The 23,858-nt window shown below is 72.6% G+C and carries 22 protein-coding genes; 14 read left to right on the plus strand and 8 right to left on the minus strand.

Translation table 11 applies throughout. From position 1 onward, the window contains the following. The 4 genes from DEJ03_RS07310 to DEJ03_RS07325 all read left to right on the plus strand — a co-directional run bounded on the left by DEJ03_RS07310 (window position 1) and on the right by DEJ03_RS07325 (window position 6,734). The gene (locus DEJ03_RS07310; RefSeq protein ID WP_110864084.1) at window positions 1-531 is read left to right on the plus strand and encodes an AAA family ATPase; all 531 of its coding nucleotides are present in this window, start codon (window positions 1-3) and stop codon (window positions 529-531) included. Between the two features lie 91 nt (window positions 532-622). Next, a complete protein-coding gene (locus DEJ03_RS07315; protein ID WP_110864085.1) occupies window positions 623-2,455 on the plus strand; it encodes a thioredoxin domain-containing protein in 1,833 nt (610 codons plus the stop codon). Between the two features lie 39 nt (window positions 2,456-2,494). Beyond that, on the plus strand, window positions 2,495-6,346 hold the full coding sequence (gene hrpA, locus DEJ03_RS07320) for an ATP-dependent RNA helicase HrpA (protein WP_110864086.1): 3,852 nt from the start codon (window positions 2,495-2,497) through the stop codon (window positions 6,344-6,346). Window positions 6,347-6,365: 19 nt separating this feature from the next. Beyond that, entirely contained in the window at window positions 6,366-6,734 is a 369-nt protein-coding gene (locus tag DEJ03_RS07325; RefSeq protein ID WP_071246991.1) for a VOC family protein, read from the plus strand. On the opposite strand, the gene DEJ03_RS07330 is transcribed toward DEJ03_RS07325, so the two are convergent. Beyond that, complete coding sequence (locus tag DEJ03_RS07330; protein ID WP_071246993.1) at window positions 6,715-7,272, minus strand: YbaK/EbsC family protein; 558 nt, start codon at window positions 7,270-7,272, stop codon at window positions 6,715-6,717. The genes DEJ03_RS07325 and DEJ03_RS07330 overlap by 20 nt on opposite strands. A 41-nt stretch (window positions 7,273-7,313) precedes the next feature. On the opposite strand from DEJ03_RS07330, the gene DEJ03_RS07335 reads away from it, so the two are divergent. Beyond that, the gene (locus tag DEJ03_RS07335; RefSeq protein WP_110864087.1) at window positions 7,314-7,970 is read left to right on the plus strand and encodes a CatA-like O-acetyltransferase; all 657 of its coding nucleotides are present in this window, start codon (window positions 7,314-7,316) and stop codon (window positions 7,968-7,970) included. Here DEJ03_RS07335 and DEJ03_RS07340 read toward each other — a convergent pair. Next, window positions 7,960-8,631, minus strand: a complete 672-nt coding sequence (locus DEJ03_RS07340; protein WP_110864088.1) for a DUF4166 domain-containing protein — start codon at window positions 8,629-8,631, stop codon at window positions 7,960-7,962. The genes DEJ03_RS07335 and DEJ03_RS07340 overlap by 11 nt on opposite strands. Further along, window positions 8,628-9,257, minus strand: a complete 630-nt coding sequence (locus DEJ03_RS07345; protein ID WP_258370661.1) for an SRPBCC family protein — start codon at window positions 9,255-9,257, stop codon at window positions 8,628-8,630. Before DEJ03_RS07345 ends, DEJ03_RS07340 begins: the two co-directional genes overlap by 4 nt. Before the next feature lie 80 nt (window positions 9,258-9,337). Between DEJ03_RS07345 and DEJ03_RS07350 the strand changes: the two genes are divergently transcribed. The 3 genes from DEJ03_RS07350 to DEJ03_RS07360 are packed head-to-tail and all read left to right on the plus strand — an operon-like array spanning window position 9,338 to window position 12,450. Then, window positions 9,338-10,360, plus strand: a complete 1,023-nt coding sequence (locus tag DEJ03_RS07350; RefSeq protein WP_110864089.1) for a Gfo/Idh/MocA family protein — start codon at window positions 9,338-9,340, stop codon at window positions 10,358-10,360. Then, window positions 10,357-11,385 (plus strand): Gfo/Idh/MocA family protein, encoded by a 1,029-nt coding sequence (locus tag DEJ03_RS07355; protein ID WP_110864090.1) that lies wholly within the window; start codon window positions 10,357-10,359, stop codon window positions 11,383-11,385. Before DEJ03_RS07350 ends, DEJ03_RS07355 begins: the two co-directional genes overlap by 4 nt. Window positions 11,386-11,436: 51 nt before the next feature. Beyond that, window positions 11,437-12,450: a LacI family DNA-binding transcriptional regulator gene (locus tag DEJ03_RS07360; RefSeq protein WP_110864091.1), complete on the plus strand. Its 1,014-nt coding sequence runs from the start codon at window positions 11,437-11,439 to the stop codon at window positions 12,448-12,450. An 88-nt stretch (window positions 12,451-12,538) separates the two neighbouring features. Here DEJ03_RS07360 and DEJ03_RS07365 read toward each other — a convergent pair whose 3' ends face one another. Continuing rightward, window positions 12,539-13,261: a triacylglycerol lipase gene (locus tag DEJ03_RS07365; RefSeq protein WP_110864092.1), complete on the minus strand. Its 723-nt coding sequence runs from the start codon at window positions 13,259-13,261 to the stop codon at window positions 12,539-12,541. 71 nt (window positions 13,262-13,332) lie between these two features. Further along, window positions 13,333-14,106: an alpha/beta fold hydrolase gene (locus DEJ03_RS07370; RefSeq protein WP_146237669.1), complete on the minus strand. Its 774-nt coding sequence runs from the start codon at window positions 14,104-14,106 to the stop codon at window positions 13,333-13,335. Window positions 14,107-14,188: 82 nt separating this feature from the next. Here DEJ03_RS07370 and DEJ03_RS07375 point away from each other — a divergent pair, with 82 nt between their 5' ends. The 5 genes from DEJ03_RS07375 to DEJ03_RS07395 all read left to right on the plus strand — a co-directional run bounded on the left by DEJ03_RS07375 (window position 14,189) and on the right by DEJ03_RS07395 (window position 19,313). Next, the gene (locus DEJ03_RS07375; RefSeq protein ID WP_110864094.1) at window positions 14,189-14,674 is read left to right on the plus strand and encodes a hypothetical protein; all 486 of its coding nucleotides are present in this window, start codon (window positions 14,189-14,191) and stop codon (window positions 14,672-14,674) included. A gap of 21 nt (window positions 14,675-14,695) precedes the next feature. After that, the gene (locus DEJ03_RS07380; protein WP_110864095.1) at window positions 14,696-15,244 is read left to right on the plus strand and encodes a dihydrofolate reductase family protein; all 549 of its coding nucleotides are present in this window, start codon (window positions 14,696-14,698) and stop codon (window positions 15,242-15,244) included. Between the two features lie 103 nt (window positions 15,245-15,347). Further along, the gene (locus tag DEJ03_RS07385; RefSeq protein WP_071406544.1) at window positions 15,348-16,646 is read left to right on the plus strand and encodes an NAD(P)/FAD-dependent oxidoreductase; all 1,299 of its coding nucleotides are present in this window, start codon (window positions 15,348-15,350) and stop codon (window positions 16,644-16,646) included. A gap of 284 nt (window positions 16,647-16,930) precedes the next feature. Further along, window positions 16,931-18,034, plus strand: coding sequence for an acyltransferase (locus tag DEJ03_RS07390; RefSeq protein WP_110864096.1), 1,104 nt, complete (start codon window positions 16,931-16,933; stop codon window positions 18,032-18,034). A gap of 85 nt (window positions 18,035-18,119) precedes the next feature. After that, window positions 18,120-19,313, plus strand: a complete 1,194-nt coding sequence (locus DEJ03_RS07395) for an NAD(P)/FAD-dependent oxidoreductase (protein ID WP_258370663.1) — start codon at window positions 18,120-18,122, stop codon at window positions 19,311-19,313. 66 nt (window positions 19,314-19,379) lie between these two features. Here DEJ03_RS07395 and DEJ03_RS07400 read toward each other — a convergent pair whose 3' ends face one another. From DEJ03_RS07400 to DEJ03_RS07410, 3 genes are all read right to left on the minus strand, one after another. Then, entirely contained in the window at window positions 19,380-20,249 is an 870-nt protein-coding gene (locus DEJ03_RS07400) for a UbiA family prenyltransferase (protein WP_110864097.1), read from the minus strand. Window positions 20,250-20,291: 42 nt separating this feature from the next. Further along, window positions 20,292-21,878, minus strand: coding sequence for a long-chain fatty acid--CoA ligase (locus DEJ03_RS07405; RefSeq protein WP_110864224.1), 1,587 nt, complete (start codon window positions 21,876-21,878; stop codon window positions 20,292-20,294). 71 nt (window positions 21,879-21,949) lie between these two features. Beyond that, window positions 21,950-22,855: a DMT family transporter gene (locus DEJ03_RS07410; protein ID WP_110864098.1), complete on the minus strand. Its 906-nt coding sequence runs from the start codon at window positions 22,853-22,855 to the stop codon at window positions 21,950-21,952. A 71-nt stretch (window positions 22,856-22,926) separates the two neighbouring features. Between DEJ03_RS07410 and DEJ03_RS07415 the strand changes: the two genes are divergently transcribed. Beyond that, window positions 22,927-23,775 carry a LysR family transcriptional regulator gene (locus DEJ03_RS07415; RefSeq protein WP_110864099.1) on the plus strand — a complete coding sequence of 283 codons (849 nt, stop codon included), beginning with the start codon at window positions 22,927-22,929 and terminating at the stop codon, window positions 23,773-23,775. Window positions 23,776-23,858 lie beyond the last annotated feature (83 nt).

The raw sequence follows: 23,858 nt of genomic DNA on the forward strand, positions 1-23,858 counted from the left end.
GTGCTCCGGTCCGAGGTCCTGTTCATCGGCGGACGTTCCGGCGTGGGCAAGTCCACGGCAGCCGAGGCACTGCACGACCTGCTCGTCGCGGCGGACGTCCGGCACGCGGTGATCGAGGGCGACCTGCTCGACCTCGCGCACCCGGCACCGCACGTCGAACACCCCGAGGCGCGCCTGGCCGAGCGGAACCTGGCCACGATCTGGGCCGGCTACCGGGCGATCGGGCACCACCGGCTCGTCTACACCAACACCGTGTCCGTGCTCGAGCACGAGCGCCTCGCAGCGGCGATGGGCGACGATCCGCTGGTGCGCGTCGTCCTGCTCCGCGCATCCGACGGCGCGACCGCCGACCGGCTCGCACGACGCGTGGGTGGTGCGGTCCCGCAGGCGCAGCTCGCGCACAGCACGCGGACGGCCGGGAGGCTCGACTCGGCCACCGCGGACACGGTCACCCGGGTGGACACGGACGGCCAGAGCCCCGCCCAGGTGGCCGCACGGCTCGCGTCGATCACGGGGTGGCTCGAGCGCTGATCTCCCTGCACGGCCTGTGCAGAGTGGGCGTTCCGTCCACAGTTGTCCCCGGGCGGTGGTCCGCCCAGTCGGGGGCGGGCACGCTGGAGCCATGAACGACAACCGCCTCGGCACCTCGGTCAGCCCGTACCTGCGTCTGCACGCCGACAACCCGGTGGACTGGCGCGAGTGGGGTCCCGAGGCGTTCGCCGAAGCGCGCGAGCGCGGGGTCCCGGTGTTGGTGTCCGTCGGGTACGCCACGTGCCACTGGTGCCACGTCATGGCGCGTGAGAGCTTCGCCGACCCGGAGATCGGCGAGCTGCTCCGGCGGGACTTCGTGTCGGTGAAGGTCGACCGCGAAGAACGGCCGGACGTCGACGCGAGCCTGATGGCCTCGGCGAGTGCGTTCACGCAGCAGCTCGGCTGGCCGCTGACGACGTTCCTGACGCCCGACGGCCACGTCTTCTTCGCGGGGACGTACTTCCCGCCCACTCCCGTCGGTCAGGTCCCGGCGTTCCGGCAGATCCTGGCCGCGGTGCTCGACGCCTGGACCGAGCGTCGGCACGAGGTCGACGCGAACGCCGCGGCCATCGCGACGGCGATCCGGCAGGGTGCCGTGGCGGACGCGACCGCCCGCTCGAGCGAGGGCGGTGCCGGAGCCGACCCGGGCCTCCCGTCCGTCGATGCCATCCGGGCCGTCACGGACCAGCTGTCCCAGGCAGAGGACACCACCTACGGCGGTTTCGGCGGCGCGCCGAAGTTCCCGAGCACACCGTTGCTCGAGTTCCTCGCCGACGCGGCGGCCGACGGCGACGCCGAGGCCGACGGGCTGCTCGACCGGTCGTTGCACGCGATCCGCGCGTCCGAGCTGACGGATGCCGACGGCGGCGTCTTCCGGTACGCAACCAAGCGCGACTGGAGCGTGCCGCACTACGAACGGATGCTCTACGACAACGCGGGGCTGCTCGCGGTCGCGGGTGCCGAGCAGGCCCGCGGCATCGCCGACTTCCTCCGGGACACCCTGCGCCGTGCCGACGGGGCGTTCGTCGCCGCGCAGGACAGCGAGTCGACCATCGACGGCCGTCGGGTCGAGGGCGAGTGGTACCGCCGGCCGGTCGCCGAGCGCGCCCAGCTCGACCCGCCACCGCTGGACGACCAGGTGCTCACGGGCTGGAACGGCCTGGCGATCCGGGGGCTCGCGATCGCCGGCGCACGGCACGGCGACCCGGAACTCGTCGCGCTATCGCGGGGCGCGGCCGACGCGGTCCTCGCCGCCCACGTGCGGGACGGCCACGTGACGGTGCGGTCCAGCACACCGCGCGGGGCGTCCTCTGCTCCGGCCACCGTGGAGGACGTCGGACTGCTCGCCGAAGGGCTGCTCGAACTGGCCCTGGTGACGGGCGAGGTCTCCTACGCGACCGTCGCACGTTCGCTCGTCGACGACGGCCTGGCCGAGCGCTTCGACGTCGACCCGGTGCTGGCCGCGGCGGGGACGGCCACGGGCGAACAGCCGCAGACGGCGATGCGGTCCGGCACCGTGGCGCTGGCGTCGGCTGCCGCGACGCTCGGGGCGCTGACGGGCGACGAGGCACTGCGGGTCGCCGCGGCACGACTCGTCGCCGACCGCGCCCGCACCGGGACCGAGCGACCCCTCGGTCACGCGGATGCCCTCGGTGTCGCCCTCGCCCTGCAACGGCCGTCGCGCGAGATCGTCGTCGTCACGAGCGGCACCGACGACCCGATGCGTGCCGTGGCACACCGCGGACGGCGCCCCGGTACGGTCGTCGCCACCACCACGCCTGAGCAGGCACGCGACTGGGCCGAGGCGGGGTTCTCGTTGTTCGAGGGACGCGACGTGCTCGACCCTGCCGCCTACGTCTGCCACGACCGGGTGTGCGAACTGCCGTCCCGGTCGGCGGACGCCCTGGCCCAGCAGATCGCCTGACGCGCCTCCCGCCCGTCGCGCCTGTATCCTGGAATGCTCATGTCTTCTCCGCTGCCCGTCATCACGTACCCGCCCGAACTGCCGGTCTCGCAGCGGCGGGACGACATCGCGGCTGCCATCCGTGACAACCAGGTGGTCATCGTCGCCGGGGCCACCGGCTCGGGCAAGACGACGCAGCTGCCGAAGATCTGCCTCGAGCTCGGTCGTGAGCACATCGGGCACACCCAGCCCCGCCGGATCGCGGCGCGGACCATCGCCGAGCGTGTGGCGGAAGAACTGGGCGGCGGGGAGCTCGGCGGGCTCGTCGGCTACCAGGTCCGGTTCACCGACAAGGTGAGCTCCGAGACCCGCGTGAAGCTGATGACCGACGGCATCCTGCTGAACGAGATCCACTTCGACCGCGACCTGAAGCGGTACGACACGATCATCATCGACGAGGCGCACGAGCGGTCCCTGACGATCGACTTCCTGCTTGGCTACCTGAAGCGGCTGCTCCCCCGTCGCCCCGACCTGAAGCTCATCATCACGAGTGCGACGATCGACCCGGAGTCGTTCTCGAAGCACTTCGACGACGCCCCCATCATCGAGGTGTCCGGCCGGACCTACCCGGTCGAGATCCGGTACCGCCCCCTCGTCGCCGAAGACCAGGACGACGACGCCGACGACGAGTCCGACTCCCGCACCGGTGACAGCGGCAACGCAGCCGACGACCGCGACACCCTGCAGGGCATCACTGACGCCCTCGACGAGCTGGCGCAGGAGGACCCGGGCGACGTGCTCGTGTTCCTGTCCGGCGAGAACGAGATCCGCGACGCGCAGGACGCGATCGAGGGCAAGCGCTACCCGGGCACCGAGGTCCTGCCGTTGTACGGCCGCCTGTCCGCCGCCGACCAGCACCGGGTCTTCGAGCGTCGGCACACCCCGGGCATCCGCCGTCGTGTCGTCCTCGCCACGAACGTCGCCGAGACCTCACTGACCGTGCCCGGCATCAAGTACGTGATCGACACCGGGACGGCACGCATCTCGCGATACTCCCCGCGGGCCAAGGTGCAGCGCCTGCCGATCGAGGCGATCTCCCAGGCCAGCGCCAGTCAGCGCTCCGGTCGAGCGGGCCGCACGAGTGCCGGCATCGCGATCCGGCTCTACTCCGAAGACGACTTCGGCCGGCGCCCCGAGTACACCGACCCCGAGATCCTCCGCACGAACCTCGCCGCGGTGATCCTGCAGATGATCTCGCTCGGCTTCGGGGACATCGAGTCGTTCCCGTTCCTGCAACCGCCGGACAGCCGGGGCGTGAAGGACGGCCTCGACCTGCTCCGCGAGCTCCGCGCCGTCGACAAGGACGGCCGCATCACCAAGCCCGGGCGACAGCTGACCCGGCTGCCGATCGACCCCCGGCTCGGTCGGATGGTGCTCGAGGCCGGGCGGCAGGGCGTCGGGCGCGAGGTCATCGCCATCGTCAGCGCCCTGAGCATCCAGGACCCCCGCGAGCGGCCCCTCGAGAGGCGTGCGCACGCCGACCAGCTGCACGCCCGCTTCGCCGACCCGACGAGCGACTTCCTGACCCTGCTGAACCTCTGGAACCACATCGAGGAGCAGCAGGAGGAACTGTCGTCGAGCGCGTTCCGCCGGCTGTGCAAGGCCGAGTTCCTGAACTACCTGCGCATCCGCGAGTGGCAGGACCTGTACCGGCAGCTCTCCCGTGCCGCGAAGCAGGTCGACGTCCGAGTCGGGCAGGCCCGCTCCGACGACGGCGACGCCGTGCACCGCGCGCTGCTCTCCGGACTCCTCAGCCAGATCGGGCTGCGCGACCGCGAGAAGCGCGACTACCTGGGCTCGCGGAACACCCGGTTCGTGGTGTTCCCGGGCAGCGTGCTCGCGAAGAAGCAGCCGGACGCCGTGATGGCCGCCGAGCTCGTCGAGACGAGCCGGTTGTTCGCCCGGACCGTCGGCCGGATCGACCCCGCCTGGGTGGAGCCGCTCGCCGGTGACCTGCTCAAGCGCACCTACGGCGAACCGCACTGGGAGAAGAAGCAGGGGGCGGTCGTCGCCTACGAGCGCGTGACCCTGTTCGGCGTCCCGATCGTGCAGCGCCGCCGCGTGCAGTACTCGCGGATCGACCCGGAACACTCCCGCGAGCTCTTCATCCGGCACGCCCTGGTCGAGGGTGAGTGGGAATCGCAGCAGGCCTTCGACCGCGCCAACCGGAAGCTCCGCAAGGAACTCGAGCAGCTCGAGGAACGCACCCGCCGCCGGGACATCCTGCTCGACGACGAGAACGTCTACGAGTTCTACGACGCCCGCATCCCGGCCGACGTCGCCACGACCCGCGACTTCGAGGGGTGGTGGCGGACCACCCGCCGTGAGCAGCCGGACCTGCTCACGATGCGCCGGTCGGACCTGCTGGACGAATCCGCGGCCGAGGCCGCCGAGGACGACGTCGAGTACCCGACCCAGTGGCACAGCGGCGACCAGCGGCTCGCCATCCAGTACCGCTTCGAGCCCGGTGCACAGGACGACGGCGTCAGCGTGCAGGTCCCCCTCGCGCTCCTGCCCCGGATGCGTGAAGAGGGCTTCGACTGGCAGGTGCGCGGCCTCCGGAGAGAACTCGTCACCGCGCTCATCAAGTCGCTGCCGAAGCAGATCCGCAAGAACGTGGTGCCGGCGGCCGACTGGGCCGAGAAGATCGTCGCCGAACTGCCCGACGACGCCCCGACCGAGCCGACGGAGTCGTTCCGCGCCACGCTCGCCAAGGCCATCCAGCGCATGACCTACGTCCCGGTCTCCGAGTCCGACTTCGACCTGTCCCGCGTCCCCGCGCACCTGCTGCCGACGTGGGCCGTGGTCGACGAGCGTGGTCGCCGGGTCGAGACCGGCAAGGACCTGTCGGCCCTGCAGACCAAGCTCAAGGACCGGACCCAGCAGAGCGTCGCCTCCGCCACGGCGAAGGGCGCGGGACGGACCGGAGGCGCGGCTCGCGTCGCTTCCGCCGGTGCCGGTCGTCCGCTGGAACAGTCCGGACTCACCGCCTGGCCCGACCAGGACCTCCCGCAGACCCTCGACACCAAGCAGGCCGGCGGCGTCATCCGCGCGTACCCGTCCCTGGTCGAGGAAGGCACGGGTCCGAAGGCGACCGTCGGGGTGCAGTTGCTCGCCACCCCGTCCGACCGCGTCGTCCGGATGCCTGCTGGGGTCCGCCGTGTGGTGATGCACGCGGTGCCGTCGCCCGTGTCGTACATCCAGTCGCACCTGACCGCGCAGGAGAAGCTCGCGCTCGCCGCCAGCCCCTACCCGTCGACCGCCGCGCTGTTCGACGACGTCCTGGCCGCCGTGGTCGACGCCGTCATCCGTCGGGCCCACCCGGACGGCCTCGTCTTCACGAAGGCCGAGTTCGAGTCGGTCCGCGATGCGGTGTCGGCCACCGTCGTCGACACGATGTTCACCGCCGTGTCCGAGGTCGCGGCGGTCCTGGCCGCGCAGCGCTCCGCCGAACGCGCACTCAAGCAGGCGAACTCGATGTCGCTGCTCGCCGCCCTCAGCGACATGCGGCAGCAGATGGAGCGCCTGGTGTTCCCCGGGTTCGTCGCCGTCGCGGGGCTCGACCGGCTGCGCCGCATCCGCGTCTACCTGCAGGGCATCGAGGCCCGCGTGCAGAAGCTGCTGCAGAACCCCGGGCGAGACGCCACCTGGATGCGCGAGGTCACCGTGGCGACCGACCGCTACACCGATGCCGGCGGTGCCTTCCCGCCCGCGGTCGGGGCGCACCCGGAGCTCGTGCACGCGCGGTGGATGCTCGAGGAGTTCCGGCTCAGCCTGTTCGCGCAGGAACTCGGGACCGCCGAGACCGTCTCGTTGCAGCGGATCACGAAGGCCCTGACCGCCGCACGCTGATGGGTCTACCGTATCGGCCATGATCGGCACACTCGACGTCGTCGTCCTGGACTGCCCGGACACCCGCGCCCTCGCTCGCTTCTACGCCGAGCTGCTCGGCGGGGAGATCGTCGGCTTCGACGAGGACTGGGCGGAGCTCGCCCTCCCGTTCACCGACCACCGTCCGATCCTGGCGTTCCAGCAGGTCGACGACTACCGGGCGCCGGACTGGCCGGGGCAGACGGTCCCGCAGCAGAGCCACCTCGACGTGAAGGTCGACGACCTGGACGACGGCGAGGCCGCGGTGCTCGCGATCGGTGCGACGGCCACGGGGTCGGGCACGGAGACGTTCCGCGTCTACCTCGACCCCGCGGGGCACCCGTTCTGCCTCATCCGGCCGTCGGACTGACCGGTTCGGTCGCCAGGCCCTCGACCACGGTGACGTTCGGCAGTGCGGTGAGTGCTGCGCCGGGCAGGAACAGCTTCGCGGCGCGGCGCCCGGCGCCGATGACGACCTCGGGGGCGTCGAGGACGCGCGCGTCGATGTAGAGCGGCCACGACGACGGCAGCCCGATCGGGGTGATGCCGCCGTACTCCATGCCGGTCAGCTCGACCGCTTCGTCCATCGGGGCGAAGCTCGCCTTGCGGACGTCGAGCAGTTGCTTCACGACCCGGTTCACGTCGAGCTTCGTCGATGCGAGGACGACGCAGGCGGCGTAGCGGACCTCGTCGCCGCGCTTCCCTGCGACGACGATGCAGTTCGCACCGCCGGCCAGCGGGTAGCCGTACGCCTCCGAGAACGCGGCGGTGTCAGCGAGGTCGGCGTCGATCGGGGCGCCCTCGATCTTCATGACGACCTCGGTCGGCAGCGCGACGAGGGCTTCGGCGACAGGGATCGCGAGGAATCCGGTGGCGACCAGGGCGGGAACACGTTCGAGCGTCGGCATGGCTCCACCGTAGGGAAGCGATCCCGCACGAGGGTGGAGCCATGACCGAACTCCGGGCGATCGACGTCGACCAGTGGCCCCGCCGGGAGCACTTCGAGCACTACCGGCGCCGGGTGCCCTGCGCGTACGAGGTGACCGTCGAACTCGACGTCACCGCCTTCGTCGAGCGCGTCCGAGCGACCGGCCGTCGGACCTACGCGTCGCAGCTCTGGGCGATCGCGACCGTGGTGAACCGGCACGACGAGTTCCGGATGCAGCTGCTGGACGACGGTTCCCCCGCCGTTTGGGACTGCGTCCACCCGATGTTCACCGTGTTCCACGCGGACACCGAGACGTTCTCCGCCCTCGTCGTGCCGTACGACGACGACTTCGGCACCTTCCACGACGCTGCGGTGTCGACGATGACGGAGTACCGCGACGACACCCGGATGTTCCCGCAGGACGACCGGCCCGGCAACGTGTTCGACGTCTCGACCCTGCCGGGGGCGTCGTTCACCGGCTTCTCGTTGCAGGTGCGCGACGGCTGGGACCACCTGCTGCCGATCATCACGCTCGGCGGGTACCGGACCGCTGGTGACCGGACGCGGCTACCGCTGGCGCTGCAGGTCAACCACGCGGCTGCCGACGGCTTCCACACGACCCGGCTGCTGCGCGAGCTCGAGGAGCTCTTCGCCGATCCCTCGTGGCTCAGGTCCTGAGTTCGGTCCGGCGGGGCTTCAGGCGGTCGGGTGCGTCCGTTGCCGGTACCCACTCGCACGTGAAGGTCCCGCGGTAGCCGAACAAGAACCCGAACAGCGCGTTGCGCACCTCGAGGTCGACGTGGAACGACTCGTCCTCGTCGGACCAGTACTCGTGCAACGTCGCCCGGCCGCTGAAGAGCATCGGGAACCGGAAGGCGATCGGCCCCTCGTAGAAGCGCTGGGCGTCCGAGGTGAGCACCAGCCCACCCCGGTCGTCGACGACGAGGTCGAGGTCCACCGCCAGGTGCTGGTGCGAACCGAGGTAGTCCAGCACCCGCCCACCGACGAGGACCATCGTGGCGTCGAAGCGCGCGGTGCGCCCCGGGCGGGTCGTGTAGGTGCGGACGAAGGTGACGGTCTCGCGTCCGTGAGCGTCCCGGTAGGGGTAGTTCTCGATGGTGAAGGGCACGTCGTCGCCGACGTCGGGGACCAGGATGTTCCGGAGCCGCCCGATCTGCAGGAACGGAACGGTCCACCACGGACCCCGGCGGATGGAGGTCATCACCCCGCGCCCGATGCACGCTTCGGCGGCATCCAAGCCGACGTCGAAGCGCCGTTGCATCATCGGGTGCAGTCGGTGGAAGTCTGCGCCGAGCGCCGCTCGGAACACCGAGGTCATCGCTGCTCCGCCGGGTCCGGCAGGACGGCGAGGGTCGCGGGCGCGTCGCGCAGGTGGTCGCCTCGTCGGGTGCCCCCACGCGGTGCTCGTGACGACCGGGAGGCCCGTGGCCGGCCCCGGCACCACACCTGCAGCACACTCGCCAACTGCCAGGTCTCGGGGTCGCCGCCGCCTTCCAGCCAGACGCGGAGCCGGTCGAAGCTCCATGCAGTCGCCCAACCGAGCAGCGGCCGGACGACCACGTCGAGTGGTCCCCATCCCGGGTCGTAGTCGTACCCCGTGATGAAACGGGTGCGGCCGTCCTCGGTCGGGACGTACTTCCAGTACCCACGACCGTGTCGGATCGGCGACAGGCGGTCCCGGGTGGAGAAGCGCAGAGCCGACGTCCGTGTGCCGTCCGACCGGAGTCGCTCGCCGAGGCTCACGCCCGTGCCGTGGACGTCGTGCACGGCGGACCGTCGGACGTACGTGAAGCGGGCTGCTCCGTCGGCGTCGGCCGGTTCCGGGACGATCTCGGAGAACCGGACGTCCCACCGCACGTGCTGGCGCGGGTCCTGCGTCGCTTCCCAGACCCGCTCGACGTCCGCGTCGATGATCGTCTCGACGTAGATGCCCCGGTTGCCCACACCCCGAGCGTAGGACACCACTGGCAACCGGGTCCCGCTGGCGCACCCCGCCGTCCCACCGCATCTCCTACGCTGACCCCATGACGTCGCAGTCGGACTCCCCCGCCCGCAAACGCATCGGGCTCGTCGGCGCGGGCGGCATCTCCGTCGCCCACCTGCCCGGGCTGCTCCGCCTGGGCGACGTGGTGGTGCACGCTCGCGAGGGCGCCCAGGATCTCGTCGCCGCGTTCACCGACACCGCCCGGGCCGAGGGCAGCACGATCACCGTCGCCGACAGCCTCGACGAGCTCCTCGCCGCGGTCGACGTCGTCGATGTGGTGGTCCCGACGCACGCCCACGCCGAGGTGGTCCGTGCGGCGATCGCGGCCGGCAAGGACGTCGTCTCCGAGAAGCCCCTGGCCCGGACCGACGCGGACGCGGCGGACCTGGCAGCCCGCGCTGCGGACGCAGGCGTGCAGCTCTACCCGGCCCAGGTGGTGCGCTGGTTCCCCGCGTACGCGCGCCTGCACGAGGCCGCGACCACGGGCCTCCTGGGCGACCTGGCGGTGTTGCGGTTCTCGCGGTCCGGTGCCTTCCCCACCCACGTCCCCTGGTTCGGCGACCGCGCCCTGTCGGGCGGGATCGTGATGGACCAGATGATCCACGACCTCGACATCGCGCGCTGGGTGGCGGGCGAGGTGACCCGGGTGTCGGCGGTGAGCGTCCGCGCGGGTTCCGAGGCGGAGCCGGTCGAGGCGTCGCACGTCCTGCTCACGCACGAGTCGGGTGCGATCAGCCACGTCGCCGGGCTGTGGGGGCCGCAGCACCTGGCCTTCACGACCGAGTACTCGGTGACGGGGACGCTCGGCAGCCTGTCGCACTCGTCCCGGGCCGAGGAGGACACCCGGAGTGACCTGGCGGCACCGGCTTCCGTGGACGGTTTCCTGCCGGCGGTGGACCCGGCGGACGATCCGTACGCGCTGGAGCTCGCCGACTTCCTCGCCGCGTTCGACGGTGGTGCACCGCCCCGGGTGACCGTGGACGACGGCGTCGCCGCGGTGCGGATCGCGAACGCGGCGATCGCCTCGATCGAGTCCGGCCAGCCGGTGGAGGTGTCGCGGTGACGCTCCGGGTCGGGGTGCTCTCCTTCGCCCACACGCACGCCATCAGCTACCTCGGCGCCCTGGCAGCGATGCCCGACGTCGAGGTGCGCGGCACGGACCCGGGCGGGACCTCGACGGGGACGGAACTCGGCGACCTGCGCGGCGCCGAACTGGCCCGCGCGCTCGGCGCCGGGTACGCGGACTCCGTGGACGAGCTGCTCGCCTGGGGCCCGGACGCCGTGATCGTCACGAGCGAGAACGCGCGGCACCGCGAGTTCGTCGAGCTCGCGGCGGCAGCGGGGGCACACGTGCTCTGCGAGAAGCCGCTCGCGACCTCGTGGCAGGACGGCCTCGCCATCCGCGAGGCGGTGGACCGCGCCGGGGTGCTGCTCATGATGGCGTTCCCGGTGCGCTTCGCCTCGGCGTTCGACCGGCTGCGCGCGACGCGGGACTCGGGCGCACTCGGCACGGTGTTCTCGGTGCGGGGCGCGAACAACGGCATGCTCCCGCTCGCCCGGGACTGGTTCACCGACGTCCGACTGAGCGGAGGCGGCGCCCTCGTCGACCACGTCGTGCACGTCGCCGACCTGATCGACGGGCTGACCGGAGCGGCACCGGTGTCCGTCACCGCCGTCACCAACCGGGTGCTGCACGCGGACCGCGCGAACGCCGAGACCGCGGGCCTGGTGACCATCACGTACGACGACGGCACGATCGCGGCGATCGACTGCTCGTGGAGCCGACCGGACACGTCGCCGGTGTGGGGCGGGCTGACGCTCGACGTCGCCGGGACCGGTGGCACGGTGTCGGTGGACTTCTTCGGGGCGGCTGCTCGCGGACTCGACGCGGTCGGGGGCCGGCCGATCGAACTCCGGTACGGACCCGACCACGACCTGCCGATGCTCCGGACGTTCCTGGCGGCCGTGGGGTCCGGGGAGCAGCCGCAGCCGGACGTCGGGGTCGGACTCCGGACGCTGTCGATCGTGCTGGCGGCGCAGGAGTCGGTGCGGACGGGCAGGACGGTGCCGGTGCAGGTCGCGGACTGAGCGCTGCCCTGCTCCGCACCGCCGCCACCGCCCCGCGCTACGCTCGTCCCGATGCGCGCAACCGTGCGGGACGTGGCCGCCCTCGCCGGGGTGTCCCCGAAGACCGTCTCCAACGTCGTCAACGGCGGCGTGGTCGTGCGCCCGGAGACCCGTGAACGCGTCGAGCGCGCGGTCGCCGAGCTCGACTACGTGCCGAACCTGTCCGCCCGTGGGCTCCGGAACGGCCGCTCCGGAGCGATCGCGTTGACGCTGCCGGAGATGGGCAGCGCCTACTCCGCCGAACTCGCGCAGTCCTTCGTGGAACTCGCCCGCGAACGCGGCTGGGTCGTGCAGCTCGAGCAGACGGGCAACGACCCGGCCCGCGAACGCGAACTGGTCTCCCGTGCCCGGGCACACCTGGTGGACGGACTGATCCTCAACCCGGTGTCGCTCAGCGCGAGCGTCCTGGCCTCGACCGAGGGGCTGCCCCCGACCGTCGTCATCGGCGAGGTCGAGCCCGAGCACGTCGACCAGGTGCACGTCGACAGCCGCGCGGCGGCCGAGCAGGTCACCGAACACCTCATCGCCCACGGGCACCGGCGCATCGCGATCGTCGGGGCGTCGCCCGAGGGTGCCGCGACGGCGACGAGCGAGCTCCGCGAACGCGGGTACACCGCCGCGCTCACCGCCGCCGGCATCACGCCCGACCCGTCGCTCCGGGTCCCGCTGCCGTCGTGGACCACGAGTTCCGCGGCGACGACCTTCGCGGCCTGGCTCGACGAGCACCCCCTGCCCGACGCCGTCTTCGCCTTCACCGACTCGATCGCGTTCGGGGTGCTGCACGTCCTGGCCGCCCGCGGGGTCCGGGTTCCCGAGCAGGTCAGCGTCATCGGGTTCGACGACGTCGACGCGGCCGCGTACGCGATCCCGTCGCTCAGCACGGTGTCGTTCGACCGTCGGGCCTTCGCGACGGCGGCGCTCGACCTGCTGACCCGACGGATCGCGGACCGCGCGGCGGCGCCGGAGACCGTCGTCGTGCCGCACCGGATCGTCGAGCGCGCGAGCGTCGGCGACCGCCCGCGCTGACGCTGCTGCCGCGCCGCTGCCGCTGCGGCCGCCGCGCCGTTTCGCGCTGACCGACACCTCACGCGGCCGCGCGCCCACGAAGTGTCGCTCAGCGCGAAAGACCGCCAGCGCCGCCGCCGCCAGCGCCGCCGCCAGACCCGGAGCCGGAGCCCCCGCCCGGGTCCGCCGCCGCCAGCACCGCCGACCGCGTCCGCGCATCGCCGAGGATCCGGAAGTGCCCTCCCACCGGCAGCCGCACGTTCGTCGCCCCCTGGAGCTCACTACCCTCGGGGATGAGCGTGTCGAACACCCCGTACACCGAGGTGATCCGCGCGTTCGCGTCGAGTTCCCGCGCCAGCCCGGCCAGCACCGGGTCGGCCGCCCGGAACGCCCGCAGGTGCGGCACCGGCGCGAGCCGCGCGTAGACCGAGCCCGCGAAGGGCGTCGACACCGCGACCATCCGGTCGATGCGCTCGTGCTGGTCGAGCTGCGTCATCGCGTACTTGCCGATGAGCCCGCCCTTGCTGTGTGCGAGCACGAGCACGTTCCGGAGGTCCTGTTCCTCCAGGGTCGCGATCACCTCGCGCGCCGAGTCCGGCACGGGGCGCAGGTTGTGCCGCAGGACGGGCAGCACGTGCACCGGGTGTCCCCGGTCGTGGAGCGCGTCCATCAGCGGCCGCATGAAGTGCCAGGTCTCGTAGACGCCGGGGACCACGACGACGGGCTGCCCGGCGCCGGTCCGGTAGTCGTCCGCGGTGGTCGGCCCGAGGCTCCGGACCTGCCACCTGGCGGCGTACCCCCAGTCGAGTGCGGCCCACCACGCGCGTCGCACCAGCGGGACACGGCCTGGAGGCCCGGATCGCGCCGTCCGCGCCGCCTCCGTCCCCGACGTGGTCGGCCGGGTCATCGCAGCCCCTCCAGGCGCTCGGCGCTGCGGAACGTCTCGAGGAGGCGTGCGAAGGCGTCCGGCTGCCGTTCCTGCACGTGGTGCGGGCCGGCCAGTTCCACGAAGGTGCCGTTCGGCGCAGCGGCCGCGACCCGAGCCGACCAGTCGTGCCGCGCGATCGGGTCCTGGGTGCCGCGGACGACGAGGACGGGCTGCGTCACCTCGGTGATCGTCTGCTCGGTCGGGTAGCGGAGCATCGGCCCGAGCTCACGCGTGTACTGCCGCATGCTCCGCAGGTAGTCGGTGACCAGGACGCCGTTCATCCGGACCCCCTCGACGAACCCGTCGCGGCCCAGGTCGAGCGCCTGCAGCGGGAGCGATCGCCGCTCGGAGTCGATCACCGGACCGACGAGCACGATCGCCGCGACGGTCTCCGGGTGGCGCCGGGCGGACTCGACCACGACCTGGGCACCCATCGACTGCCCGACGAGCACCAGGTCGCCGTCGACCAGGTGGCGGACCGCCCGAACGACCACGTCGCCGAGCTCCTCGATGGGCAGCCGCCGACCGGCCGCGGGCAGCCAGCCGAACCCCGGCAGGTCGACGCTGATCGTGCGGTGCTCGGCGGCGACGGCGCGCTGCGACCGAGCGAAGGACCGGTGCGACATCCCGATGCCGTGGACGAACACGACGGTGGGGTCGGTGTCGTCGCGGACCGGCTCTCGCGCCGCCATGGTGTGCAGGCGCACGGGCAACCCGTCGATCCGGACGGTCTCCACAGCAGCGCGCACGAGCCGAGGCTACGCGGCGGTTCGCAGCACCGGGTCAGCCTCGTCATCGGCTGCGCATAGCCAGGCCGTGTGCACTCCTGGCATGAGCGACACCACTCCCACCAACGGCCACGAACCGGACGGCTCCGACCGGGCGAACCGGGCAACGGCTCCGACCGGCTGGGGCGCCGCCCCGACCCCGACGTCGACCTCCACGCTCGACGCCCCGGCGCCGCAACAACCACAGCAGCAGCAGCAGCCGTACCGTGCGGATGCCGGCGCCAGGAACCCGGGCGCCTGGGACTCCACCGCCCCGAACGGCGCCACCCCCTGGTACGGAGCCGCAGCCGGCGCCGCGAGCCCGACCAACCGCCGCAGCACCGGCCCGAAGCCCCCGTGGTTCTGGCCGCTCCTCGCCGCGATCGTCGGACTCGCCGCACTGCTCGTCGGCGGAGGCGTCGGGTTCGCCATCGGCCACGCGATCGGTGCGGACCGGACGCAGTCGACCACGCAGGTGCCCGGCACGAACCGGTTCCCGGGCAACGGCACCGGCCAGGCCCCCGGCAGCACCGACGGCACCGGGAGCTGACCGGCGGGTACGATCCGTCCCATGCGGAAGACCACTGCCGGTCTGTTCACGTCGGTCGACGGCGTCGTGCAGGACCCCTACGAGTTCCAGTACGACAGCTTCGACGACGAGCTCGGCGCGGCGATGGGTGCCTTCATGGCCCGCACCGACACCGTGCTGCTCGGCCGGAACAGCTACCTCGAGTGGTCCGAGTGGTGGCCAGCCCACCCGGAGGACCCCTTCGGGCAGTGGATCAACCCGATCGAGAAGCACGTGGCCTCCACCACGCTCGGCGACGACCTGACCTGGCAGAACAGCACGCGGATCCCGGGCGACGTCCCCGCGTTCGTCCGCGACCTGCAGCAGCGCGAGGGGGCGGACATCGCCGTGTGCGGCAGTGTCACGCTCGTCCGCAGCCTGCTGTTCGCCGGGGTCCTCGACGAACTGCAGCTCATGATCCACCCGGCGATCGCCGGCCGTGGCCGGCGACTGTTCGAACCGACCGACCCGCCCACGCGCCTGCGTCTGGTCGGCAGCACCGTGACGAGCAAGGGGAACGTGCTGAACACCTACGGGCGGTTCGACGCCTGACGGGCGCACCACGGGCCTCCCGGCCTCTGCCCGTCATGCGCCCCGGCAAACCGCGCGTACCCTCGTGGGTGACCATCCGCACCCGAGGAACACCGGAGCAAGCATGACCCAGGACACCCGCCCGCACGTCGTCATCGTCGGCGGTGGATTCGCCGGTGTGGCCGCCATGCGGGAGCTCGCCGACGCGCCGGTCCGGGTGACCCTGGTCGACCGTCACGTCTACAACATGTTCCAGCCCCTGATGTACCAGGTGGCGACGGGCGGCCTGAACGCCGGCGACGTGACGTACTTCCTGCGCTCGCTCCGGGCCCGCCAGTCGAACGCCGAGTTCCGTCACGGCCTGCTCACCGGCATCCGCACCGACGAGCGCATCGCCGAGATGTCCGACGGTGAGCACCTGCACTACGACTACCTGATCCTCGCCAACGGCGTGAACACGAGCTACTTCGGCACCCCCGGTGCGTACGAGTACGCGTACTCGATGTACTCCCGCTCGCAGGCACTCCGCATCCGCGACGAGCTGTTCACCCGGCTCGAAGAAGCGGCGGCCAACCAGGGCCCCGACGAGATCCGCATCGTGATCGTCGGTGGCGGTGCGACCGGCGTCGAGATGGCCGGCGCGCTCGCCGAGCTCCGCGACCAGGCACTCGTCGGCGCGTACCCGGAGATCGAACGCGGCAACATCTCGATCACGCTCGTGCATCGCAGCGGCGAGCTCCTCAAGCCGTTCGCCCCGCGCCTGCGCCGCTACGCCGCCAAGGTGCTCCGCAAGCGCGGTGTCGTGCTGCGGCTGAACACCGGCGTCTCCGAGGTCAAGCGCGACGGCGTGATGACCGCCGACGGCGAGTTCATCCCCGCGTCGCAGGTGATCTGGGCGACCGGTGTCGCCGCTCACAAGGAGGTCTCCGGCTGGGGCCTGCCGCAGACCCACGGTGGCCGCATCCAGGTGAACGACGACCTGAGCGTGAAGGGCGCCGAGCGGATCTTCTCCGCCGGCGACATCGCGGCCCAGGACGACGCCCTCGCCCAGCTCGCCCAGCCCGCGCTGCAGGGCGGACGGCACTCGGCGCGGCAGATCGTGCGCCTGCTCGAGGGCAAGGCCACCGAGCGCTTCAAGTACTTCGACAAGGGCACCATGGCGACGATCGGCACGAACGCCGCGGTCGCCCAGCTGCGCGGCGGGATCACGATGGTCGGCCCGGTCGCCTGGCTGGCCTGGGTGTTCGTGCACATCACGAGCCTGCTCGGTGCCGGCAACCGGATGTCGACCCTGACGCACTTCTTCGTCCGCTACGTGTGGTTCATGCGGAAGCGATCGATCCCGATCGTCGGCGACGTCCGCCCGGTGCGCCCGAACGGCGACCGCGAGCCGGACCCCTGGCAGCTGCAGAAGGCCGAGTAGCCGCGCGCGGTCGCTCGCACGCTCGCTTCGTGAGCAGGAACGGTCGGGTCCGCACGTCGGACCCGACCGTTCCTGCTCACGGTGTGCGTGCGGTGGACGCGGGGCGCGACGGCCTGGAGGCGCGGTGCGGGCCGGCCACGGGCCTCCCGGCCGGCGCGTGGTGCGCGGGGCTGGCGCCGACGCGTGGTCCGGACCCACGGACCGGCCCCGCTCGTTGAGACTCCTCTTACCCGCGAGGAGGACCCTGGTCGGCGACACGCAACCGAGCAGCGCGGGGAGGGACCATGGCGACGACCACGCTGACCCTCGCCATCCTGATCGTCGTCCTGTACCACCTGCACGTGCCGCAGTTCGAGGGCGGCTTCATCGGCGTGACGGTGTTCTTCGTGCTGTCCGGCTTCCTCATCACGACGCTGCTGCTCGGCGAACGGCGTCGCACCGGGCGGGTGCTCCTCGGCTCGTTCTGGGTGAAGCGGCTGCTCCGCCTGTACCCGGCACTGCTCGCGTTCGTCGTCGTCGGGCTGCTGCTCTGGAACTGGGTCGGTGACTACAAGGGCGCCTCGCTGTCGTCCGGCGAAGCGGCGTTCATCGCGCTGACCTACACGGGCAACCTGTTCCGCGCCTTCTGGGACACGTCGCAGGGCGTCTTCGCGCACACGTGGAGCCTGTCGATGGAGGAGCAGTTCTACCTGGTGTGGCCGCCGGTCCTGGTCCTGCTCGCCGCGCTCCGGGTCCGCCGCCGCTGGCTCCTGGCGGGGCTCGGGGTCCTGGTCGTCGGGGCGTCGGCGGTGTCGTGGGCGAGCTACCGCAGCCCGAGCGGCGGTGCCACGCCCGACGTCTACTTCTCGCCCGTGCTCGGGGTCGTGCCGCTGGCGATCGGCTGCGGGCTGGCCCTGCTGCTCGACGACGAACGGGTGCGCGTGCGGGCCGCCGGGGTCCTCGGGCACGTGGCGACCTGGCTCGGTCTCCTGCTGCTGGTCTGGGTGCTGCTCTGGATCGACGACGACTGGACGCAGCACGCGTCGACGTTCGGCATCGTGCTGCCGCTGACCGGTGTGATCGCGGCGGTGGCGATCGGCGGGCTGGTCTCGGTCCGCTCCCCCGTGTCCGCCGCCCTGGCCTGGACGCCGGTGTCGTGGTTCGGCCGTCGTGTGTCGTACTCGGCGTACCTCTGGCACCCGCTGGTGATCGCGCTGCTCGGCACCTTCGCGATCGGCCCATGGGGCACGGTCGGCCTGGTCGGCGCGGTGGTGATCGTGTCGATCGGCGCCGCCTACGCCGTCGAGGTGCCCGTCGAACGGTTCCGAGCACGGGTCCGAGCGGGTCGCAGGGCCGCCGCGCTCGCTACACCGGCGACCCCGCCCGCGCCCGCGCAGCGCATCGAGTGAGCAGAAGGTGTCGAGTACGGCCCGCTGACCCGACGTCTTCTGCTCACTGAACGCCGCGGCGAACGGTCACCGTAGGCTCAGCGGCGTGCCCATCGAACGCGTCGACGTCCTCGTCGTCGGCGGCGGCCCCGTCGGACTGTTCCTGGCGGCACTCCTGGCGGCGCGGGGCGTCGACGTCCGGGTGTGGGAACGACGGGCCGAGCCACCGACCGGTTCGCGGGCCATCGGCATCCATCCGCCGTCCCTCGACGCGTTCGCCGCGATCGGCCTGGACACCGCGGTGCTCGCCGAGGCGTCGCTGGTGCACGCCGGCGTGGCCCGGAGCCGCGGTCGGACCCTCGGCACCCTGCGCTTCGACCGCGCGTCGCCGACCCACCCGTACGTGGCCACCCTCGACCAGCACCGCACCGAGTCCCTGCTCCGCGACCGGCTCCGGGCCAGCGCACCGAGCGCCCTGCGGACCGGGACCACCCTGACCGCACTGTCCCGGCACCCCGACCACGTCGACGCCACCGGGACCGGACCGGACGGCGACACCGTGACGGTCCGTGCGGCCTTCGTCGTCGGGGCCGACGGTGCCCGGGGCGCCGTCCGCGACCTGCTCGGCATCGGCACCACCGGCCGGGAGTACCCGGACCGCTACGTGATGGGCGACTTCGCCGATCCCGAGACACCGTCGGCCCGGTCGGCCGCGCTGGTCGACGTCGGCCCGGACGGGGTGGTCGAGTCCTTCCCGCTGCCGGGTGCGCGTCGCCGGTACGTCGCCCTGGTGCCGGACGACGACGCGTTCGCCTCGGCCGAGGGCAGCTGGACGGGCACGCCGGACCCCGCAGTCGTCGCGCGCCTGGCCGCACTCGTCGCCGAGCGCACCGGCGTCGTCCCCGACCCCGCGACCTGCTCGATGACCAGCGGCTTCCGGGTGCGCCGCCGCACCGCCGACCGCGTGGGCGTCGGCCGAGCCGTGCTCGTCGGGGACGCCGCCCACGAGATCAGTCCGATCGGCGGGCAGGGCATGAACCTGGGGTGGCTCGACGCCGCCGAGCTCGCGCCGCTGCTCGCCGGAGCGGTCCGCACCGGCACGGCCGGTCCGTGGCCGGGCTACGCCGCCCGCCGCCAGGCAGCCGCCCGCCGCGCGGCTCGGCAGGCCGAGGCGAACATGGCACTCGGCCGTCCGCTCGGCCCCGTCACGGCGACCGGCCGGGAGGCGCTGCTCCGGACCGCCCTGTCCCTGCCGACCGCGCACGGCTTGGCCCGGCTCTACGCGATGCGCTGGGCCTGACGGCTCGCGTCCGGCGCACAGGCGCACCGGCGCACCGGCGCAGTCGCGGAGTCGCGTTCCGCGTCGTCAGGCGACGAGTCGCGCGCCCGCGAAGCCGAGCTCGACGACGAGCACGAGGGACGACGCGATGACCAGCCGGAACAGGGTGCGCGATGCGCGTCCCGCCAGCACCAGCCGGACGCCGATGACGGCGAGCACGGCGACCACGACGGCGCCGAGGACCGCGAGCACGACGCCGAGGCCCCGCACCGGTTCGTCGCCGAGCACCTGTCCACCGAGCACCAGGGCGGCCGCGACGACGAGCGAGGCGAACGCGACGATCCCCGCGCCCCGGAGCCCGAGGCGATGCGGGAAGCCCCGCACCCCGGTGGCGGCGTCGTCGACCAGGTCGGGCAGCACGTTGGTGCAGTGGATCGCGATCCCGAAGACGGCCCCCGTGGCGATCGCCCACCATGCCGGCCACTGCTCCTCGGGCCCGGCCGCGACGGCCACGACGGGCAGCAGCCCGAAGGCGACCACGAACGGCGCCACCGACCACACCGAACGCTTCAGCCCGGCGTCGTAGGCCCACCCGGCGGCGACCAGCACGAGGTGCGCGACCGCGGCGACCGGCCCCAGGAACAGCGAGAGCACCACGGCGATCCCGGCGGTGGCGTACGCGGCGGTACGGACGGTACCGACGGCGATGAGGCCGCGGGCGACGGGCTTGTCGCTCCGCCCGACGGCCCGGTCGCGGTCCGCGTCGATCCAGTCGTTCGCCAGCCCGATGGACAGCTGCCCGGCGACGACCGTCAGCGCCACCAGCACCACGAGCCACACGGGGTGCCCCACCGCGGCGGCGATCACCGCTGCGAGGACGGTCACGGTGACCGTGGGTCCGGGGTGCGACGACGCGAACAGCAGACGCGCGGTCGACGGGGTGCGGCTGGCGGTCACCCGGTCAGCGTACGGATCGCCCCTGCGCGGTCGTGGGGCGGATCACGGAACCGCCGTCACCTCGACGCTGAACCGGTCGACGAGCTCGCGCTTGAGCACCTTGCCGCTCGGACCGAGCGGCAACGCCTCGAGGACGTGCACCACCCGCGGGTACTTGTACGCGGCGATCTCGGCGGCGACGAAGTCGACCAGGACCTGCGGCTCGACGGACGCGCCGGCGTGCAGGACCACCGCGGCCTCGACCTCCTGCCCGTGAACCGCGTGCGGCACCCCGAACACCGCGGCCATCGCGACGTCGGGGTGCGTGGCGAGCACTTCCTCGACCTGCCGCGGGTACACGTTGTAGCCGTTGCGGATGATCATGTCCTTCGTGCGGTCGACGATCGTCAGGTACCCGTCGTCGTCCTTCGTGCCCAGGTCACCGGTGCGGAACCACCCGTCGACGATGGCCTCGGCGGTGTCCTCGGGTCGGTCGAGGTACCCGTTCATCAGGTTGTGCCCGCGGATCACGAGCTCGCCGATCTCGCCGTGCGGCAGCATGACGATCGCGTCGCGGACCTCGGGGTCGGCGATCTCGACGTCAATGCCCCACACCGCCGTGCCGATGGTGCCGGGCCGCGGCGGTTGCCCGACGTGGTTGAAGGTGGCGACCGGCGAGGTCTCGGTCAGTCCGTACCCCTCGTGGATCGGCGCGTCGAAGACCTGCTGGAACCGCTCGAGCACCGCCAGCGGGAGCGAGGCCCCGCCGGAGATCGCGTACCGGAGCGTCGGACGGGCCTCGGACCGGGTCGCAGCGTCGAGCAGCGCCATGTACATCGTCGGGACGCCCATGAAGATGCCGCAGCCGTGCTCGACCATCGCGGCGAGCGCCGTGTCACCGTCGAACTTCGGCAGCATGACGAGCGTCGCGCCGGTCCGGAAGCCGGTGTTCATCGTGCAGGTCTGCCCGAACGTGTGGAACAGCGGCAGGGCGCCGAGCAGGACGTCCCCGCGGCGCATGTCGAACGTCGTCATCAGGTTGGTGTTGACCTGTTCGAGCAGCGCGAAGTGCGAGCCCTCGGCACCCTTGGGCTGGCCGGTGGTGCCGCTCGTGTACAGGATCGTGGCGGTGTCGAACGGGTGCCGCGGCACGTAGGTGTCGAGCGGTTCGCTTTGCGCGGCCAGGGCCTCGAGCCGGTCGGGGCCGGCCGCGGGCCCGTCGTCGGCCGTCGCCGGCGCGAGTACGGTCACGACGTCGACCCCGGCGAGCTCGGCACCGGCGGCGCCCTCACCGAGCAGCGGGGCAGCACAGACGAGCAGTGTCGCGCCGCTGTCGCGCAGGACGTACTCGATCTCGCGGCGCTTCAGCAGCGCGTGCACGGGCACGGCCACCGCGCCGAGGGCGAGCGTGGCGTAGTAGACGCGGGGGAAGTCCGCGACGTTCGGCACGAGCATCGCCACCTTCGCCCCCTCGGTCACGCCCCGCGCGCGGAGCGCCCCGGCGTAGGCCAGGGTCTGCGCCCACAGCTCGGCGTAGGTCGTGCGGACGTCGCCCACGATGACGGCGACGTCGTCCGGGTAGCGCGCCGCAGACTCGGCGAGGATCGCTGCGACCGACGCGGTCGCGCGGGTGGTGTGAGTGTCGTGCATGCCCGTCTCCGTCTTCGTCGACGACCTCGTCGTCGTCACCGCCGATCCTACGGCTCGACCCGGCGGACCGGTCAGGCGGCGGACGCCGCAGGTTCCCGCCGGCGCACGAGCACCCCGGACGCCAGGGCGATCCCGAGCAGGACGACGAGCCCGCCGACGGGCTCGTTCCACCGCACCCGCTCCCCCAGCACGAGCACACCGAGCGCCACCCCGACCACCGGCGTCAGGTACGTGACGGTGGAGGCGCGGCCGGCGCCCCACGCCTGCACGAGCCGGGTGTTCCAGGCGTAGGCGAGCCCCGTGCCGACGCAACCGAGCGCGACCATCGCGGCCACGATCCTCCCGTCCAACTGCACCGGACCGGTCGCGATGACGGGCGCGACCAGCAGGAGCATCCCGGAGGCCAGCGTCAGCTGGACCGTCGCCAGGGTGACCGGGTCGTACGCGCTCGCCACGGCGACGCGGCGCAGGTAGGCGAGCCCGATGCCGTAGGACGCGGTCATGCCGAGCAGCGCGACCTGCCCCGGCACGCTCGCCAGGACCTCCGGGTCGGTCAGGACGTCCCACGGGCCGACCAGCACGAGCACCCCGACGATGCCGAGCACGATGCCGAGCACCTGCCGTCCGCGCAGCCGTTCGGACGGCACGAGCACCGCGAGCGCGGCCAGCGTCATGATCGGCGTCGTCGCGTTGTAGATGCTCGCGAACCCGGAGGGCACCGTCTGCTCGGCCCACGCCATCAGTGACGACGGCACCGCGTTGAGGAACACCGCGACGACCGCCAGGTGCGCCCAGGTCCGTGGCTCCCGGGGCCACCGGCGGCGGGTCGCCAGGAGCACCACGACGAGCGTCACCCCACCGAGCACGGTCCGCACGGTGGCGACCTGCTGCGGGGCGAGTCCGTCGAGTCCGATCTTCGCGAAGAGGAAGCTCGAGCCCCAGGTCAGTGCGACGAGGGCGTAGAGGAGGGCGTTCACGTGGCCTAGTGTCGGACCAGCGAGTGACATGCGGCAAACGCATGGGGCTCATGCCGACATGAGGAGGACGCATGACCGTCTCGGTCCAGCAACTGCGCGCGTTCGTCGCCACGCTCGACGCCGGGTCCTTCACCGCGGCGGCCACCGTCCTGGGCGTCGGCCAGTCCGCGGTGTCCCACGCCGTCGCCGGGCTCGAACGCGAGGTCGGCGGCCCCGTGGTGCGCCGCGGCACGGTCGCCGCCGCCACACCCCTGGGCGACCGCCTGCTGGCCCACGCCCGCAGCGTGCTCGCCTCCGTCGAAGCCCTGGAGGCGGTGGTCCGGCCCGCCACGGCGCGCGGCACCGTGCGCCTCGCCGCCGTCCCCACCGTCTGCCAGGGCCTGCTGCCGCGGCTCCGCGAACTGTGGGCGGTGACCCTGCCCGACGTCGACGTGCAGGTCTACGAGGGGGACGACGACGAGATGCCGGAGTGGCTCGAGGCCGGCACCGTCGACGCCGCCGTGCTCGTCGACCCCTCGCCGGTGCCCGACGGCGGCGTGGTCGTGGCGCGGGACGAGATGGCCGCCGTGATCCGCCGCGACCACCCCCTCGCCGAACTGCCCGCGCTCACCCTCGACGACCTGCACGAGGACGGCCTGGTGGCGGGCGGCGGTGGCTGCGAGTACCAGGTCCAGAAGCTGCACGAGCTCGACGGCCGCCCGTTCCGCTACGCCCACCGGGTGCGGGAGATGAGCACGATGTTCGGGATGATCCAGCGGGGCGAGGGCGTGTCGATCGTGCCGACCCTGGGCCGCGGGATGCTGCCGCCCGACCTCGTGATGATCTCGATGGCCCGGCGGCTCGAACGGACCCTGGTGCTGAGCGGGCCGTCGTCCCGTGCGTGGCACCCGTTGGCGCGGGCCCTGGTGGACGCGGTCTGAGACGGACGCCCCCTGGTCAGGCTGCTCCGGCAGCTCCGACCTTCGGCGGATCCGCTCGTCCCGACGGCTCCCTAGGCTCGGGG

This window comes from Curtobacterium sp. MCLR17_043, assembly GCF_003224215.1.
In the GTDB taxonomy this organism is placed as follows: domain Bacteria; phylum Actinomycetota; class Actinomycetes; order Actinomycetales; family Microbacteriaceae; genus Curtobacterium; species Curtobacterium flaccumfaciens.

Excerpts from the sequence above, each read along its gene's own strand:
- DEJ03_RS07315 (WP_110864085.1), top strand. The coding sequence starts at position 623 with ATGAACGACAACCGCCTCGGCACCTCGGTCAGCCCGTACCTGCGTCTG.
- hrpA (WP_110864086.1), top strand. The coding sequence starts at position 2,495 with ATGTCTTCTCCGCTGCCCGTCATCACGTACCCGCCCGAACTGCCGGTC.
- DEJ03_RS07325 (WP_071246991.1), top strand. The coding sequence starts at position 6,366 with ATGATCGGCACACTCGACGTCGTCGTCCTGGACTGCCCGGACACCCGC.
- DEJ03_RS07330 (WP_071246993.1), bottom strand. The coding sequence starts at position 7,272 with ATGCCGACGCTCGAACGTGTTCCCGCCCTGGTCGCCACCGGATTCCTC.
- DEJ03_RS07335 (WP_110864087.1), top strand. The coding sequence starts at position 7,314 with ATGACCGAACTCCGGGCGATCGACGTCGACCAGTGGCCCCGCCGGGAG.
- DEJ03_RS07340 (WP_110864088.1), bottom strand. The coding sequence starts at position 8,631 with ATGACCTCGGTGTTCCGAGCGGCGCTCGGCGCAGACTTCCACCGACTG.
- DEJ03_RS07350 (WP_110864089.1), top strand. The coding sequence starts at position 9,338 with ATGACGTCGCAGTCGGACTCCCCCGCCCGCAAACGCATCGGGCTCGTC.
- DEJ03_RS07360 (WP_110864091.1), top strand. The coding sequence starts at position 11,437 with ATGCGCGCAACCGTGCGGGACGTGGCCGCCCTCGCCGGGGTGTCCCCG.
- DEJ03_RS07375 (WP_110864094.1), top strand. The coding sequence starts at position 14,189 with ATGAGCGACACCACTCCCACCAACGGCCACGAACCGGACGGCTCCGAC.
- DEJ03_RS07380 (WP_110864095.1), top strand. The coding sequence starts at position 14,696 with ATGCGGAAGACCACTGCCGGTCTGTTCACGTCGGTCGACGGCGTCGTG.
- DEJ03_RS07385 (WP_071406544.1), top strand. The coding sequence starts at position 15,348 with ATGACCCAGGACACCCGCCCGCACGTCGTCATCGTCGGCGGTGGATTC.
- DEJ03_RS07390 (WP_110864096.1), top strand. The coding sequence starts at position 16,931 with ATGGCGACGACCACGCTGACCCTCGCCATCCTGATCGTCGTCCTGTAC.
- DEJ03_RS07405 (WP_110864224.1), bottom strand. The coding sequence starts at position 21,878 with ATGCACGACACTCACACCACCCGCGCGACCGCGTCGGTCGCAGCGATC.
- DEJ03_RS07415 (WP_110864099.1), top strand. The coding sequence starts at position 22,927 with ATGACCGTCTCGGTCCAGCAACTGCGCGCGTTCGTCGCCACGCTCGAC.